The 13964-nt window shown below is 67.7% G+C and carries 14 protein-coding genes; 8 read left to right on the top strand and 6 right to left on the bottom strand.

Annotated features, from left to right (window positions below; genetic code table 11):
- Positions 1-3 precede the first annotated feature (3 nt).
- A complete protein-coding gene (locus OJJOAM_RS20215; protein WP_422650892.1) occupies positions 4-381 on the top strand; it encodes a hypothetical protein in 378 nt (125 codons plus the stop codon).
- 7 nt (positions 382-388) lie between these two features.
- Here the strand turns inward: OJJOAM_RS20215 and OJJOAM_RS20210 are convergent, their stop codons facing one another.
- Both OJJOAM_RS20210 and OJJOAM_RS20205 read right to left on the bottom strand, forming a co-directional pair.
- Positions 389-1096: an RES family NAD+ phosphorylase gene (locus OJJOAM_RS20210; RefSeq protein WP_422650891.1), complete on the bottom strand. Its 708-nt coding sequence runs from the start codon at positions 1094-1096 to the stop codon at positions 389-391.
- Positions 1096-1725, bottom strand: a complete 630-nt coding sequence (locus OJJOAM_RS20205; RefSeq protein ID WP_422650890.1) for a hypothetical protein — start codon at positions 1723-1725, stop codon at positions 1096-1098. The genes OJJOAM_RS20210 and OJJOAM_RS20205 overlap by 1 nt, the downstream gene beginning before the upstream one ends.
- Before the next feature lie 276 nt (positions 1726-2001).
- Between OJJOAM_RS20205 and OJJOAM_RS20200 the strand changes: the two genes are divergently transcribed.
- Positions 2002-2853, top strand: a complete 852-nt coding sequence (locus tag OJJOAM_RS20200; RefSeq protein WP_422650989.1) for an EamA family transporter — start codon at positions 2002-2004, stop codon at positions 2851-2853.
- 191 nt (positions 2854-3044) lie between these two features.
- Here the strand turns inward: OJJOAM_RS20200 and OJJOAM_RS20195 are convergent, their stop codons facing one another.
- The 3 genes from OJJOAM_RS20195 to OJJOAM_RS20185 all read right to left on the bottom strand — a co-directional run bounded on the left by OJJOAM_RS20195 (position 3045) and on the right by OJJOAM_RS20185 (position 5652).
- The gene (locus OJJOAM_RS20195; RefSeq protein WP_422650889.1) at positions 3045-4142 is read right to left on the bottom strand and encodes an NADH:flavin oxidoreductase/NADH oxidase; all 1098 of its coding nucleotides are present in this window, start codon (positions 4140-4142) and stop codon (positions 3045-3047) included.
- An 82-nt stretch (positions 4143-4224) separates the two neighbouring features.
- On the bottom strand, positions 4225-4914 hold the full coding sequence (locus OJJOAM_RS20190) for a type 1 glutamine amidotransferase domain-containing protein (protein WP_422650888.1): 690 nt from the start codon (positions 4912-4914) through the stop codon (positions 4225-4227).
- Between the two features lie 144 nt (positions 4915-5058).
- Positions 5059-5652, bottom strand: a complete 594-nt coding sequence (locus OJJOAM_RS20185; RefSeq protein ID WP_422650887.1) for a TetR/AcrR family transcriptional regulator — start codon at positions 5650-5652, stop codon at positions 5059-5061.
- 164 nt (positions 5653-5816) lie between these two features.
- Here OJJOAM_RS20185 and OJJOAM_RS20180 point away from each other — a divergent pair, with 164 nt between their 5' ends.
- The gene (locus tag OJJOAM_RS20180) at positions 5817-6467 is read left to right on the top strand and encodes a DsbA family oxidoreductase (RefSeq protein ID WP_422650988.1); all 651 of its coding nucleotides are present in this window, start codon (positions 5817-5819) and stop codon (positions 6465-6467) included.
- A gap of 19 nt (positions 6468-6486) precedes the next feature.
- Here OJJOAM_RS20180 and OJJOAM_RS20175 read toward each other — a convergent pair whose 3' ends face one another.
- On the bottom strand, positions 6487-7107 hold the full coding sequence (locus tag OJJOAM_RS20175) for a GNAT family N-acetyltransferase (RefSeq protein ID WP_422650886.1): 621 nt from the start codon (positions 7105-7107) through the stop codon (positions 6487-6489).
- Between the two features lie 88 nt (positions 7108-7195).
- On the opposite strand from OJJOAM_RS20175, the gene OJJOAM_RS20170 reads away from it, so the two are divergent.
- The 5 genes from OJJOAM_RS20170 to OJJOAM_RS20150 all read left to right on the top strand — a co-directional run bounded on the left by OJJOAM_RS20170 (position 7196) and on the right by OJJOAM_RS20150 (position 13948).
- Positions 7196-7705: a winged helix-turn-helix transcriptional regulator gene (locus OJJOAM_RS20170; RefSeq protein WP_265633625.1), complete on the top strand. Its 510-nt coding sequence runs from the start codon at positions 7196-7198 to the stop codon at positions 7703-7705.
- A 627-nt stretch (positions 7706-8332) separates the two neighbouring features.
- The gene (locus OJJOAM_RS20165; RefSeq protein ID WP_422650885.1) at positions 8333-9577 is read left to right on the top strand and encodes an MFS transporter; all 1245 of its coding nucleotides are present in this window, start codon (positions 8333-8335) and stop codon (positions 9575-9577) included.
- 88 nt (positions 9578-9665) lie between these two features.
- Positions 9666-12272 carry a nitrite reductase large subunit NirB gene (gene nirB / locus OJJOAM_RS20160; RefSeq protein WP_422650884.1) on the top strand — a complete coding sequence of 869 codons (2607 nt, stop codon included), beginning with the start codon at positions 9666-9668 and terminating at the stop codon, positions 12270-12272.
- Between the two features lie 96 nt (positions 12273-12368).
- Entirely contained in the window at positions 12369-12722 is a 354-nt protein-coding gene (gene nirD, locus OJJOAM_RS20155) for a nitrite reductase small subunit NirD (RefSeq protein WP_422650987.1), read from the top strand.
- Positions 12719-13948 carry an NAD(P)/FAD-dependent oxidoreductase gene (locus OJJOAM_RS20150; protein ID WP_422650883.1) on the top strand — a complete coding sequence of 410 codons (1230 nt, stop codon included), beginning with the start codon at positions 12719-12721 and terminating at the stop codon, positions 13946-13948. The genes nirD and OJJOAM_RS20150 overlap by 4 nt, the downstream gene beginning before the upstream one ends.
- The last annotated feature ends 16 nt before the right edge of the window (positions 13949-13964 follow it).

Raw genomic sequence — 13964 nt, 5'->3', positions numbered from 1 at the left:
CCGATGCGGCCCGACGCCGGTGCCCTGCGGTATCCGCCCCGGCCTATGCTGGCGGCGTTTGGCCCGCATCAGGCCGACACGCAACCGGGAGAGGCGATGGACTGGATCGACATGCTGCAATGGCCCGCGATGGCCATCACCGTCGCGGCCACCTGGCTGATCGGTTCACGCATCGCCACGCGCCGCAAGGTCGGCTTCTGGGTCTTCCTGCTCAGCAATTTGCTGTGGGTCGTCTGGGGCCTGCACACCAGCGCCTATGCGCTGGTGGTGCTGCAATTCGCGCTGGCCGCGCTGAATTTGCGGGGGATGCGCAAGGCGAAGCAGGTGGAAGAGAACGGGGCAACGCAGGCAGGACCGGCAGGAAGTGCGGAGGCGCAGTAATCGCCGTTCAACCCAAAGTGAAATGCCCCGGCAGCGGATCCGCGTAGTTCGGGTCTGCCAACAACGTGCCACAGGCCGCCATGTCGGCGAACGATGACACCTGGGTGCGGACCGTCTCCTTCCACTTCGCCAGCGCCTCGGAATGAAGCGCCAATGCACGATGGCATTTGTGCTTGCGTGACGGATAACGAAATCCGATCGGTGACCCGTCTTTCCAACCCCGCAGCAGCTCGCTCAGTCGGACACCAAACCATTGGCACCATGCGTGGTGTCCGTTGATCTGGTCGTAAATACCCAGCTTGCTCAGCACGGTCCCCGTCAGATCGAGAATCCGTATTTCCGCCTGCAACGTAAAGGTCGCCACCAGACCGTCGCGCAATACCCCCTGAGGAATGTAGAAGGTGCCCGGTTGGGTCATGTCGTTCAGACAGAACTGCGACTCCCACAGCGCCGTGGTCAGATCTTCGGCGGCATACATCCAATAGAAGGGATAGTGCCCATCCGGGCTTCGCAGCACGTCCGGCGGGCCGAATCGATATGTACGTTGGACATAGGCAGGAACGACTGCGCCCGGGTGACGGATGGCGCGATAAACGCGCGTGCCGATGGGCAAGCAGGCTGGATCCTCTCCCAACGCCTGTCGCAGCCGTTCTTCGGAAGGCAGGGTTTCGAGTATGGCGGGCGGGGCAGTCTCGGTCGTGGTCGGGATCAGCATCAGCCAATAAGGTTGGAACCGCGCGATGTCCTCGCAGCCAACTCCTCCGCCACACTCGCCTGACGTTGCAGAGCCGGCTGCGACAAATGCTGCTGCTGCACGAGCGTCAAGTCGCTGCGTGTTTCGAAGGGCTTGCCAGCGAGCAATTCGGCAGGGGTCAGGTCATCGAAGGCATCGACCGGCGTTACCCAGAACGCATGGGTTTCGCTGCCCGGCAAACCCTTCATCTGGCGAAGTATCGGCGCCAGCAATTCGATCACCGGTGCAGAAAATTGCCAGGCCGGAAACACCCGCCCGTTCGCCTTGCCGCGCGGCGTAACGCAATAGAAGCGACCGTCCTCGACCGCGCGATAGAGAGTCGCCTGGGACATCGCCACCAAGCCATGGCCGATCACCTCCGACGGTTTCAGATTCGAGATCGACAGCTTGTTCGCCGCCGGCCCTGGTGACACCCCGCTGCCGAGCGCCGCGGTCAAGCATTGGCGCACGATTGCCATCACGCGAGCACGATCGGCAGAATCGATAGCCTGAATCAGTCGCTCGTCGATGTCATGTACCAATTTCTCAATTAGCTGTGGGGCGCGGAGATTTTGGCGCCGATCTGCATTCGGCACGATTCGGTGAGTCATATCCACTCCTGAAGGGCGACCTGGTCGTTCTGACAATCTACTGGCTCTTCTCATTTTTCGCAAACTTCTCATCGGGCCGACGAAGGCAATCTGCGGCCGGATCGTTTCGCAGGCTGGCCCACACGCGCCGCCTTCCACTACACTTTCGGGTTCCTTGTCCGCGCCGGGATCGCTCCGCGCGGTTCCGCACGGCTCGCCGGCCGGACCATAAGACTAGAAGCCGTGTCCTCTCCCGCTTCCCAAGACCGTTCCACCCTGCTTGCCGTGCTCGCGCTGATGGGATCGATGGCCTCGCTGTGCATCGGCACGTCGTTTGCCAAGAGCCTGTTCGATGCGGTCGGCGCGCAGGGCACCACTGCGCTGCGGGTCGGCTTTTCCGCGCTGATCCTGCTGATTGCATGGCGGCCGTGGCGGTGGCCGCTTAAAGGGAGCGATGCGCGCGCGATCGCGCTGTATGGCGCGGCGCTTGGCGCGACCAACCTGATGTTCTACATGTCGCTGCGGACGGTGCCGCTCGGGCTGGCGATTGCGATCGAATTCACGGGCCCGCTGGCCGTGGCGATCGCCTCGTCGCGGCGCGCGATCGATTTCGTGTGGATCGCCTTCGCGGTGGTGGGATTGCTGTTGCTGCTGCCGCTGCGGGAACACGCGGACAATCTCGATCCGGTTGGCATTGGCTACGCGCTCGCGGCCGGGGTCGGCTGGGCGCTCTACATCATCTTCGGGCAACGCGCGGGCAATGCGCACGGCGGCCAGGCGACCTCGCTTGGCCTGCTGATGGCATCGCTCGTGGTGTTTCCGTTCGGCGTGGCGCACGCGGGCACGGCGCTGTTCAGCCCGGCGCTGCTGCTGGCCGGGCTGGCGGTGGGCGTGCTGTCCAGCGCGATTCCCTATTCGCTGGAGATGGTCGCGCTCAAGCGGCTGCCGCGGCGGACCTTCGGCATCCTGCTCAGCATGGAGCCGGCGATGGGGGCGTTGGCGGGGCTGGTGATGCTGCACGAGCAGCTGAGCGCCACGCAGTGGCTCGCGATCGGCTGCATCATCGTCGCGTCGATCGGCTGCACCGCGACCGCCGGTGCGCGCCGCCCGGCCAAGGCGGACGCGCGCGGCACCGGCACGGCAGCGTGATTGCGCCCAGCGGCCGGTCACAGCAAGGCCTTGGCCACGCTGAGGCCACCTTGTAGCGCTCGAGCCAATACGCGTAGGACGCGGGCAGCGTCCAGGCGCAGCGGGGCCTTCGCCACTCAGGGACTTTGTAGCTGTCGAGCCCTTGCGCACAGGCCGCGCTCAGCGCCCCGCCCCAGCGGGGCCTTCGCCGCTCAGGCGACCTTGTAGCGCTCGAGCCAGTGCGCGTAGGGCGCGGGCAGCGTCCACGCGGCGCGCTCGACGCCGAGCACCTTGGCCGCGTGATACGGCCAGTGCGGGTCGGCCAGATGGGCACGCCCAACCATCACCAGGTCCAGCTGCTGTTGGGCGACGACGCGTTCGGCGAGCTGCGGCGTATCGATGCCCCAGGCCGATGCCACCGGCAGGCCGGTCTCGCGGCGCACCCGCTCTGCCACCGGCGCAAGGAACGCGGGGCCCCACGGAATATTGGCCTCCGGCGTCGAAAAGCCCACGCTGACGCTCAGCATGTCCAGCCCTTCCTGCTTGAGCCGCTGCGTCAGCGCGATGGCATCGCCGAGCGTTTCCTCGTCGCGCCCGTCGTATTCGATCACGCCGAAGCGCGCGGTCAGCGGCAGGCGCTCCGGCCAGACCTTGCGCACCGCCGCCAGCGTCTCGACGAGGAAGCGGCCGCGATTCTCGGCCGAACCGCCGTAGGCATCGTCGCGTTGATTGGAGTGGGGCGAAAAGAAGCTCTGCGCCAGATAGCCATGCGCGAAATGCAACTCCAGCCATTCGAAGCCGAGGTCGCGCGCCCGTTCGGCGGCGGCCACGAAATCGGCGCGGACACGGGCGATATCGTCGAGCGTCATCGCACGCGGCACCTTGGGCAGGCCGGCACCGAAGGCGATGGCGGAGGGCGCAATGGTCGGCCAGCCGCGCGGATCGCCGTCGGGAATGTGGTCGTCGCCTTCCCACGGCCGGTTCGCGCTGGCCTTGCGTCCGGCGTGGCCGATCTGGATGCCGGGCACCGCGCCGGCGGCCTTGATGGTGCCCACCACGGGAGCGAATGCCTCGGCCTGCCTGTCGTTCCACAGGCCGGCGCACCCCGGCGTAATCCGGCCTTCGGGCGAGACGGCCGTGGCCTCGGCGATCACCAGACCCGCGCCGCCGCGCGCGATGCCGGCCAGGTGGACCTTGTGCCAGTCGTTGATGACGCCATCCTTGGCGACGTACTGGCACATCGGCGGCACCGCAATACGGTTGCGCAGCGTGACATCTTTCAGTTGGAACGGTTGGAACAGCGCGGACATCTATCGTTTTCCTTCAGTGAGATCAAAACAGGAGTGGGCTTCGGCAAGGAGCAAGGAGCAAGGCAATCGGCTCGAACCGGGCTCAATGGCCTTGTGCCGCCAGCGCGCCGAGCAGCGCGTGCGCGACCGGCTCGGACGAGGCCGGATTCTGGCCGGTGATCAGCAGCCCGTCGGTGACGGCGTACGGCTGCCAGTCCGCGGCCTTCTCGTAGCGGCCGCCATTGGCCTTCAGCACGTCCTCGACCAGGAACGGCACCACGTCGGTCAGGCCGACCGCCTCCTCCTCGGTATTGGAGAAGCCCGTCACCGCCCTGCCCTGAACCAGCGGCTTGCCGTCCGGTCCCTTGACGTGGCGCAGTACGCCGGGCGCATGGCACACCGCCGCGACCGGCTTGCCGGCGGCGATGGCGTGTTCGATCAGCGCGATCGAATGCCGGTCTTCGGCGAGGTCCCACAGCGGGCCGTGGCCGCCGGGATAGAACACGGCGTCGAAATCGTCGATCGACACCTCGGCCAGCTTGCGCGTCGACGCCAGCGCGGCGCGCGCCTCGGCATCGGCCTCGAAGCGCCGGGTGGCATCGGTCTGCGAGGCGGGGTCGCTGCTCTTCGGATCGAGCGGCGGCTGCCCGCCTTGCGGCGAAGCCAGCGTGATGTCCACGCCCTGGTCGCGGAACACGTAGTACGGCGCCGCCAGTTCCTCCAGCCAGAAGCCGGTCTTCTGCCCGGTGTCGCCGAGGCGGTCGTGCGAGGTCAATACGATCAGCAGTTTCATGATGCGAATCCTTGTCGGTTCGGTGAAACGGAGATGACTCAAATGGAGACAACGGAATTAGACCGGTCGTCTAGTAACGAAGCCAAAAAAAGCGACGCGCATTTCCGCGTCGCCACCGGCGGGCCGTCCGCCGGCCCTGTCCTGCTACGACAGCTTCAGCAATTGCCGCGTCGCGGCCATCGCGAGCGCAAACGGCTTGCCGTCCTGCCGGAACTTCCCCAACAGCGTGGCGCCAAGCCACAGCTGGTACAGCGTCGTCGCGAGCCCCTGCGGGTCGTCGATCTCGCGCAGCGAGCCATCGCGCAACCCCGCCTCGATGCAGGCCGCCAGCCGCTGCACGATCTGCCCGGTGCCGCGCTCCAGCGCGCCGCGCATCGCCTGCGACAGGTCGCAGACCTCGGCGCCGAGCTTCACCGCAAGGCACTTGCCCTCCGGGTCCTCGGTGCCGTGCGCGTTCTGCCACTCGGTCCAGTAGCGCATCAAACGCTCGCCATGGTCACCCTGTCCGTGCACCAGCATCTGGTCGAGGTGGGCCAGATAGTCAGCGAAATACGATTCGAGCAGCGCCTCGCCGAACGCTTCCTTGGAGCCGAAATAGTGATAGAAAGACCCCTTCGGCACCCCGGCCGCCTGCAGGATCTCGTTCAGCCCGACCGCCGAGAAGCCCTTGCGGAGCATGATCGGCTTGGCGGTGTCGAGGATGTGCTGGCGGACGTCAGCGGTGGTGGAGGTTGCCATGGGGTGGCATGATAGCAGAATTAGACCGGTCGTCTAGTGGCTTGATACCCTCCCACACAAGCGTCTGTGCAGGCGGCCCCGATCCCCGTTACCCTGTCCGCCCTTGCCTTGAAACTGGCTTCGCGCCGAGCAACCAGGATTCCCCATGCCCCCCAGCCCTCAAAATCGACTTCGTCTCCGACATCGCCTGCCCGTGGTGCGCGATCGGCCTGTCCTCGCTGCAGCTGGCGCTGTCACACCTCGGGGATGAGGTCGACGCAGAGGTCGTGCTGCACCCGTTCGAGCTGAACCCCGACATGGGGCCCGACGGCGAGGCCATCGTCGATTATCTTGGCAACAAGTACGGCCGCACGCCGGCGCAGATCGCCGAGACGCAGGCGATGATTCGCGAGCGCGGCGCCGACGTCGGCTTTTCGTTCGGTCCACGCGAGCGCGTGTACAACACCTTCGACGCGCATCGGCTGTTGCATTGGGCGCGGCTGGAGGGCAGGCAGGTGCCGCTGAAGCTCGCGCTGCTGCGGGCCTATCACGGCGAGGGCAAGGATCCGAGCGACCAAGATGTGCTGGTCGAGGCCGCGCAGTCGGCGGGACTCGATGGCGCCGCGGCGCGGCGCGTGCTCGAAGACGGCGACTATGCCGACGAGGTCCGCGCCGAGGAACGGGAATACCAGTCGATGGGCATTCACTCGGTGCCGTCGATCATCTTCAACGATCGCTATCTGGTCACCGGCGGACAGCCGGCGGAGGCGTTCGAACGGGTGATCCGGCAGATCCTAGCGGAAGGCTCGGAAGGCGCTGAACGCGCTGAAGGCTGAAACGCCGCGCCACCTCGGCTCAGCGCATCGCGAACCAGTCCTCCGGCAGCCACTCGGTGGCTTGCCGCGGCGGTGCCAGCGTCAGCGTGGCCTCGTGCAGCAGCGCGTCGCCCGGATGCAGCCGCACGGAGAAGCCGTGCTCGCGCAGGATCGCCAGCATGCGGCGGTTCTCGCTCAACACCTCGCCACGCAGCGCGCGCAGGCGCTGGGCCCGGGCGCCCTGCACCAACGTCTGCACCAGCCGGCGCCCGATGCCCCGCCCCTGCCAGCGGTCGGTGACGGCCAAGGCCAATTCGGCCACGCCGCCTTCCCCCGCCACGTATTCGCCATTGGCGACGATGCGCTCTTCGGCACCGTCAGCCTCCTCCCGCGTGGTCAGCACCAGCGCGCAGCGGCTGCGGACGAATTGCGCGATGAACTCGTCGGACACCAGTCCACCCGTCAGGAAGCGGTAGTAGCGGCTTTCGCGCGACAGCCCATCGACGAAGGCACGCTGGCGGGCGAAGTCGTCCGGCCGCACCGCACGGGCCGTCAAGGTCTGCCCGCCCTTGATGGTCCAGGTCTGCGGGAAGTCGCCGAACGCCAGGGGCTTGGCAAACAGGAAGGGGGCGATTTCGGCGGCACGCAAGACGGCGGGCATGACTGGCATCCTGACTTCATTTATCGTAGCCAGAGTATAGGCGGAAACCTGACTTTTGCAAATGAAGTCAGCCTGCTATGCTTTCGCCATGGAACTGACCCACGAAGACCTCCGCCATTGCTCGATCGCCGGCACGCTCTCGCTGATCGGCGAGAAGTGGTCGATCCTGATCCTGCGCGATGTGCTGAACGGCGTCGGCCGCTTCGACGACCTGCTTGGACGGCTGCAATGTTCGCCGGCGGTGCTGTCCGCCCGGCTGAAGACGCTGACCGAGGCCGGCCTGCTGCGCCGGGTCGGCTATCGCGAGCCCGGTGAGCGGGAGCGCTTCGCCTACCGGCCGACACGCGCCGCGGTCGAACTGCTGCCGGTGCTGATCGGGCTGATGCAGTGGGGCGACCGTCATCTGAAGGATGGCTGCGGGCTGATGGAGGTGCGTTCGGCCAGCAGCGGGCTCAAGGTCCACGCCGCTCTGCTGGATGAGGCCGGCAACGAGGTGCCGCCGAATCAGTTGAAGGTGGTGCGCGCACGTTATCCGGACGCGGATGCGGCGCCGGGCGAGGCCGCCCGCTCCCAGCCATCGCCGTCCGAAGCCAGCTAGTCCGACGGGCCCCGCCCTCTGGCCCTGGCCCTGGCCCTGGCGCTAGGCCCAGCCCTAGCCCTAGGCTTAGCCCTAGCCCCCTGGCCTTGGCCGGCCGTAGCCCTGCCCTACCCGGCCTTGGCCCTGCCCCCCGGTCCGAGCCGACCCACGCCAGCGACGTCACGAAGGCGACCGACGCCACCCGGCCCTCCAGCATCCCCGGCCCCCTCCCACGCCGACCAGGCAGCCGCACCGCCGCCGCGCATTGCGCCGCACCATCGTCGTGCCGCCCCGCCCCAACAGCGCGCATCGCGTGGCGTATGCCGCGCCGCGGCAGCGCCGTTTCTGCATCCCACAGCACAAAACCCCCCTGGCATGACGCTTGCTGAATTGTGACGCGAGCGGACCAACGGCGGCCCGCTCCAGACACACAGCGCGTCGGCGGTTTTTACCGCCGGCGTCAGGACAACGGCGTCCCCTGAACCGATCGCATTCCCGCTTCGGCTCTCGGGACGCCTTTTGTTTTCTTGGAGCCAAGCATGGCAGCGACCCCCCAGCCCCGATGCAAGCCTGAATTCCAGCGCGCAAGGCAAAGCGACCCGCATCGCGCTGTTCACCTTCCGCACGCCACAGATGCGCGCCTTCCATATGACTTGGATGGCGTTCTTCATCTGCTTCTTCGCCTGGTTCGCCTGCGCGCCGCTGATGCCGATGCTGCGCGGCGAGTTCGGCCTGACGCCCGACCAGGTCGCCAACATCAATATCGCCGCCGTCGCGGTGACGATCCTCGTGCGGCTGATCATCGGTCCGCTGTGCGACCGCTACGGCCCGCGCAAGGCCTATACCGGCCTGCTGGTGCTCGGCGCGATTCCCGTGCTGGGCGTGGCGATGGCGCAGACTTACGAGGCCTTCCTGTTCTTCCGGCTGCTGATCGGCGCGATCGGCGCGAGCTTCGTGATCACGCAGTACCACACCTCGGTGATGTTCGCGCCCAACGTGGTCGGCACCGCCAATGCCGCCTCGGCCGGCTGGGGCAATGCCGGCGGCGGCGCCGCGCAAGGGCTGATGCCGCTGCTGCTGGCCGGCGTGCTGATGCTCGGCGTCAGCGAGGCGATGGGCTGGCGCGTGGCGCTGCTGGTGCCCGGCGTCGCGATGCTGCTGATGGCCGCGCTGTACTGGCGCTTCACGCAGGACTGCCCGCAGGGCAACTACGCCGAACTGCGCGCGCAGGGCATTGCCATCGACGGCGGCAAGAAAGGCGGCTGGGCCAGCTTCGTCGCCGCCAGCGCCAACTATCGCGTGTGGCTGCTGTTCGTGACCTACGGCGCCTGCTTCGGCGTCGAGATCTTCATCCACAACGTCGCCGCAATGTACTTCGTCGACAAGTTCGAACTGTCGCTGAAGGCAGCGGGCCTGGCCGCCGCGAGCTTCGGCTTGCTGGCGCTGTTCGCCCGCGCGCTGGGCGGCTGGGCCTCGGACAAGGTCGCGCGCACCCATGGCCTGAGCGCCCGCACCACGCTGCTGTTCGTGCTGATGCTCGGCGAGGGCCTGGGCCTGCTGTGGTTCTCGCAGTCGAATTCGGTCGCACTGGCGGTGATCGCGATGCTGGCCTTTGGTCTCTTCACCCACATGGCATGCGGCGCCACCTATGCGCTGGTGCCCTTCATCGATCGCAAGGCCCTGGGCGGCGTGTCCGGAATCATCGGCGCGGGCGGCAACGTCGGCGCGGTGGCCGCCGGCCTGCTGATGAAGAGCCTGGGCAGCCTGCAGCAAACCCTGATGGTGCTCGGCGTGCTGGTCGTGCTGTCGGCGCTGTGCGCGGTGGCGGTGCGCTTCTCGGCCGAGCACAAGGCCCGTGAACAGGCGCTGCTGGAAAGCGCGCTCGCCAGCTAGCCGATCCCGCCCGCCCTACTGCCCACAAGAACGGACCGGAACGCAAGAACAGATGCCCACGCAGGCGCCCACGAACAAGGAACGCATCATGAAGCTCGTCATCATCGGCCACGGCATGGTCGGCCACAAACTGCTCGAATGCCTGGCGCAGGCGCGCGACGAAGGCGGCCCCGACCTGCAGGTCACCGTGCTGTGCGAGGAACCGCGCCCCGCCTATGACCGCGTGCATCTGTCCGAATTCTTCGCGGGCAAGAGCGCGGAGGACCTGTCCCTGGTCGAGCCGGGCTTCTTCGACGAGACCGGCTTCGCGCTGCGGCTGAACGCGCGCGCCACGGCGATCGACCGCGCCGCCCGCACGGTCACCGTATCGACCGGCGAGACGCTGCACTACGACAAGCTGGTGCTGGCGACCGGCTCCTATCCCTTCGTGCCGCCGGTGCCGGGCCGCGATCGCGCGGACTGCTTCGTCTACCGCACCATCGAGGACCTGGAAGCGATGCGCGAATGCGGCGCCCGCGCCCGCACCGGCGTGGTGGTCGGCGGCGGCCTGCTGGGCCTGGAATGCGCCAAGGCGCTGCGCGACATGGGTCTGGGGGCCCACGTGGTCGAGTTCGCGCCGCGGCTGATGGCGGTGCAGGTCGACGACGGCGGCGGCCAGATGCTGCGGCGGAAGATCGCGGCGCTGGGCGTCACCGCGCATACCGGCAAGAACACCGTCGAGATCGTCGACGGCGAGGACGGTACGCACCGGATGCGCTTTGCCGACGGCACGCATCTGGACACCGACATGATCGTGTTCTCGGCAGGCATCCGTCCGCGCGACGAACTGGCGCGCGCGGCCGGCCTCGCGATCGGCGAGCGCGGCGGCATCGTGATCGACGACCAGTGCCGCACGTCGGACCCGGACATCTTCGCGATCGGCGAATGCGCGCTGTGGCAGGGCAAGATCTTCGGCCTGGTCGCGCCCGGCTACGACATGGCGCGCGTGACCGCGAGCCAGCTGCTGGGCGACGAGGCCGCCTTCACCGGCGCCGACATGAGCACCAAGCTCAAGCTGATGGGCGTGGACGTGGCGAGCCTCGGCGACCCGCACGGCCACACCCCCGGCGCGCGCGTCTACCAGTTCGCCGACGAGCGCAAGGAGGTCTACAAGAAGCTGGTGGTGTCCGAGTGCGGCACCTATCTGCTCGGCGGCGTGCTGGTCGGCGACGCGGCGGAATACGGCACGCTGCTGCAGATGATGCTGAATCGCATGCCGCTGCCGGAATCGCCCGAGTTCCTGATCCTGCCGCCGTCCGACGGCAAGGAGAAGCCCGGCCTCGGGGCCGACGCGCTGCCCGACAGCGCGCAGATCTGCTCCTGCAACAACGTCTCCAAGGCCCAGATCTGCGCCGCGGTGGGCGACGGCGCCACCAGCATCGGCGCGCTGAAGTCCTGCACCAAGGCCGGCACCGCGTGCGGCGGCTGCGTGCCGCTGGTCACGCAGCTGATGAAGGCCGAGATGAAGAAGCAGGGCCTGGCGGTGAACAACCACCTGTGCGAGCACTTCGCCTACTCGCGCCAGGAGCTGTATCACCTGGTCCGCGTCGGCGGCTTTCGCACCTTCGACGCGCTGCTGGCCGCGCACGGCAAGGGCCACGGCTGCGATATCTGCAAGCCGACCGTCGCCAGCATCCTGGCCTCGTGCTGGAACGAATTCGTGCTCAAGCCCGAGCACGCCAGCCTGCAGGACTCCAACGACTACTTCCTGGCCAATATCCAGAAGGACGGCACCTATTCGGTGGTACCGCGCATGCCGGGCGGCGAGGTCACGCCCGACGGGCTGATCGCGGTGGGCCGCGTCGCCAAGAAGTACGGCCTCTACACCAAGATCACCGGCGGCCAGCGCGTCGACCTGTTCGGTGCGCGCGTCGAGCAGCTGCCGCTGATCTGGGAAGAGCTGATCGAAGCCGGCTTCGAATCGGGCCACGCCTACGGCAAGTCGCTGCGCACCGTGAAGTCCTGCGTCGGCTCGACCTGGTGCCGCTATGGCGTCGGCGATTCGATGGGCCTGGCCATCGACCTGGAGAACCGCTACAAGGGCCTGCGCGCGCCGCACAAGATCAAGTTCGGTGTGTCCGGCTGCACGCGCGAATGTGCGGAGGCGCAGGGCAAGGACATCGGCGTGATCGCCACCGACAAGGGCTGGAACCTGTACGTCTGCGGCAACGGCGGCATGAAGCCGCGCCATGCCGAGCTGCTGGCCAGCGATCTGGATCGCGACACGCTGGTCCGCTACATCGACCGCGTCCTGATGTTCTACGTGCGCACCGCCGACCGCCTGCAGCGCACCAGCGTCTGGCGCGACAACCTCGAAGGCGGCCTCGACTACCTGAAGGCCGTCGTCATCGACGACAGCCTCGGCATCGCGGCCGAGCTCGAGGCGCAGATGCAACTGGTGGTCGATACCTATGAGTGCGAATGGAAAAAGGCCGTCACCGATCCGCAGACGCGCCAGCGCTTCCACCATTTCGTCAACAGCGAGCGAGGGGACGAGCATGTCGTGTTCGTGCAGGAGCGCGGCCAGATCCGTCCGGCCACACCGGAGGAACGGAACCTGCAACGCGTGGCCGGCGGCGGCATGCCGTCGCAGCGCCCGGTGGCGGTGCCGCTGGTCCGCATGGATCGGGTCGCGGAGGCGGACCCGGTAGCGTAACCGGACCCTGTCTCCAACCGAACGACATCAGCCACGCGAGCCGCCACGTCAGTCGCCACATCAGCCGCCATGCCCTACGCAGCCGAGGAAATCATCATGAGCCAGCTTGCCACGCACGCTTCTTCCGAACAGTGGACCGCCGTCTGCGCGCTGCGCGACATCGTGCCGAACACCGGCGTCTGCGCACTGGTCGGGCATCAACAGATCGCGGTGTTCCGCGTCGGCCCGGACAATCAGGTCTTTGCGATCGGCAACTACGATCCGAACGCCGATGCGGCGGTGCTGTCGCGCGGACTGGTCGGCAACCTCGGCGACCGGCTGGTGGTGGCCTCGCCGATCTACAAGCAGCATTTCGACCTGCGCACGGGCGAATGCCTGGAGGCGCCCGAGCATTCGGTGCCCGCCTATCCGGCCCGCGTCTACGACGGCAAGGTATGGGTGGCCGCATGACGCGAACCGACAAGCCCCGTCTGGTGGTGGTCGGCAACGGCATGGCCGGCATGCGCACCGTCGAGGAGCTGCTGGCGCTGGCGCCCGACCTGTACGACATCACCGTGTTCGGCGCCGAGCCGCACGGCAACTACAACCGCATCCTGCTGTCGCCGGTGCTGGCCGGGGAAAAGACGGTCGACGACATCATGCTGCATCCGCGCGAGTGGTATGCGCGCCATGGCATCACGCTGCTGGCCGGCGATCCGGTGGTGGAAATCGATCGTGCGCGCCGGCGGGTGCGTTCGCAGTCCGGCAGGGAGGTCCGCTACGACCGGCTGCTGCTGGCGACCGGCTCGCGCCCCTTCATCGTCCCGGTACCCGGACATCAGCTCGACGGCGTGATCGCGTTCCGCGACATCCAGGACGTCGAGACCATGCTGGCCGCGGCGCGCGCGCATCGCCATGCCGTGGTGATCGGCGGCGGCCTGCTCGGGCTGGAGGCGGCCAACGGCCTGCTGCGCCAGGGCATGGACGTCACCGTGCTGCATCTGGGCGATGCGCTGATGGATCGCCAGCTGGACGCCAGCGCCGCCGCGCTGCTGAAACGCACGCTGGAACGGCGCGGCCTGCGCATCCTGCTCGGCGCCAATACCAGCGAGATCCTTGGAGACGAGCGTGTCACCGGCGTGCGCCTGGCCGACGGCGCGCGGATTCCCGCCGATCTGGTCGTGATGGCCGCGGGCGTGCGTCCGAACGCGGAGCTGGCCCGCGCCGCCGGCCTGCATTGCGAGCGCGCCATCGTGGTCGACGACACGCTGCAGACCTACGACCCGCGCATCTATGCCGTCGGCGAATGCGTGCAGCACCGCCAGGCCACCTTCGGGCTGGTGGCGCCGATCTGGGATCAGGCGCGAGTGTGCGCCGCGCACCTGGCCGGTGCCGGACACCGCCGCTATGTCCAGCAGGCCACGGCCACGCGGCTGAAGGTCAGTGGCGTCGAGCTGTACTCGGCCGGCGACATCGTCGGCGGCGAGGACAGCGAGGACCTGGTGCTGCGCGACCCGCGCCGCGGCGTCTACAAGCGCCTGGTGCTGCAACAGGGCCGGCTGGCGGGCGCCGTGCTGTACGGCGACGTGCAGGATGGTCCGTGGTATTTCGAGCTGATCCAGAACGGCACGCCGATCGGCGCGATGCGCAGCCGGCTGCTGTTCGGCAAGGCGCAGTGCGAGGCGGTGGCCGCGTGATCGCGCACAGCAGCAA

This window comes from Cupriavidus sp. H18C1 (genome assembly GCF_049311595.1).
Lineage (GTDB): Bacteria > Pseudomonadota > Gammaproteobacteria > Burkholderiales > Burkholderiaceae > Cupriavidus > Cupriavidus cauae.
This window is presented reverse-complemented; position numbering and strand designations above follow the sequence as displayed.

Excerpts from the sequence above, each read along its gene's own strand:
- OJJOAM_RS20170 (WP_265633625.1), top strand. The coding sequence starts at position 7,196 with ATGGAACTGACCCACGAAGACCTCCGCCATTGCTCGATCGCCGGCACG.
- nirD (WP_422650987.1), top strand. The coding sequence starts at position 12,369 with ATGAGCCAGCTTGCCACGCACGCTTCTTCCGAACAGTGGACCGCCGTC.
- OJJOAM_RS20210 (WP_422650891.1), bottom strand. The coding sequence starts at position 1,096 with ATGCTGATCCCGACCACGACCGAGACTGCCCCGCCCGCCATACTCGAA.
- OJJOAM_RS20190 (WP_422650888.1), bottom strand. The coding sequence starts at position 4,914 with ATGAAACTGCTGATCGTATTGACCTCGCACGACCGCCTCGGCGACACC.
- OJJOAM_RS20150 (WP_422650883.1), top strand. The coding sequence starts at position 12,719 with ATGACGCGAACCGACAAGCCCCGTCTGGTGGTGGTCGGCAACGGCATG.
- OJJOAM_RS20175 (WP_422650886.1), bottom strand. The coding sequence starts at position 7,107 with ATGCCCGCCGTCTTGCGTGCCGCCGAAATCGCCCCCTTCCTGTTTGCC.
- OJJOAM_RS20185 (WP_422650887.1), bottom strand. The coding sequence starts at position 5,652 with ATGGCAACCTCCACCACCGCTGACGTCCGCCAGCACATCCTCGACACC.
- OJJOAM_RS20195 (WP_422650889.1), bottom strand. The coding sequence starts at position 4,142 with ATGTCCGCGCTGTTCCAACCGTTCCAACTGAAAGATGTCACGCTGCGC.
- OJJOAM_RS20200 (WP_422650989.1), top strand. The coding sequence starts at position 2,002 with ATGGGATCGATGGCCTCGCTGTGCATCGGCACGTCGTTTGCCAAGAGC.
- OJJOAM_RS20205 (WP_422650890.1), bottom strand. The coding sequence starts at position 1,725 with ATGACTCACCGAATCGTGCCGAATGCAGATCGGCGCCAAAATCTCCGC.
- OJJOAM_RS20215 (WP_422650892.1), top strand. The coding sequence starts at position 4 with ATGCGGCCCGACGCCGGTGCCCTGCGGTATCCGCCCCGGCCTATGCTG.
- OJJOAM_RS20165 (WP_422650885.1), top strand. The coding sequence starts at position 8,333 with ATGACTTGGATGGCGTTCTTCATCTGCTTCTTCGCCTGGTTCGCCTGC.
- nirB (WP_422650884.1), top strand. The coding sequence starts at position 9,666 with ATGAAGCTCGTCATCATCGGCCACGGCATGGTCGGCCACAAACTGCTC.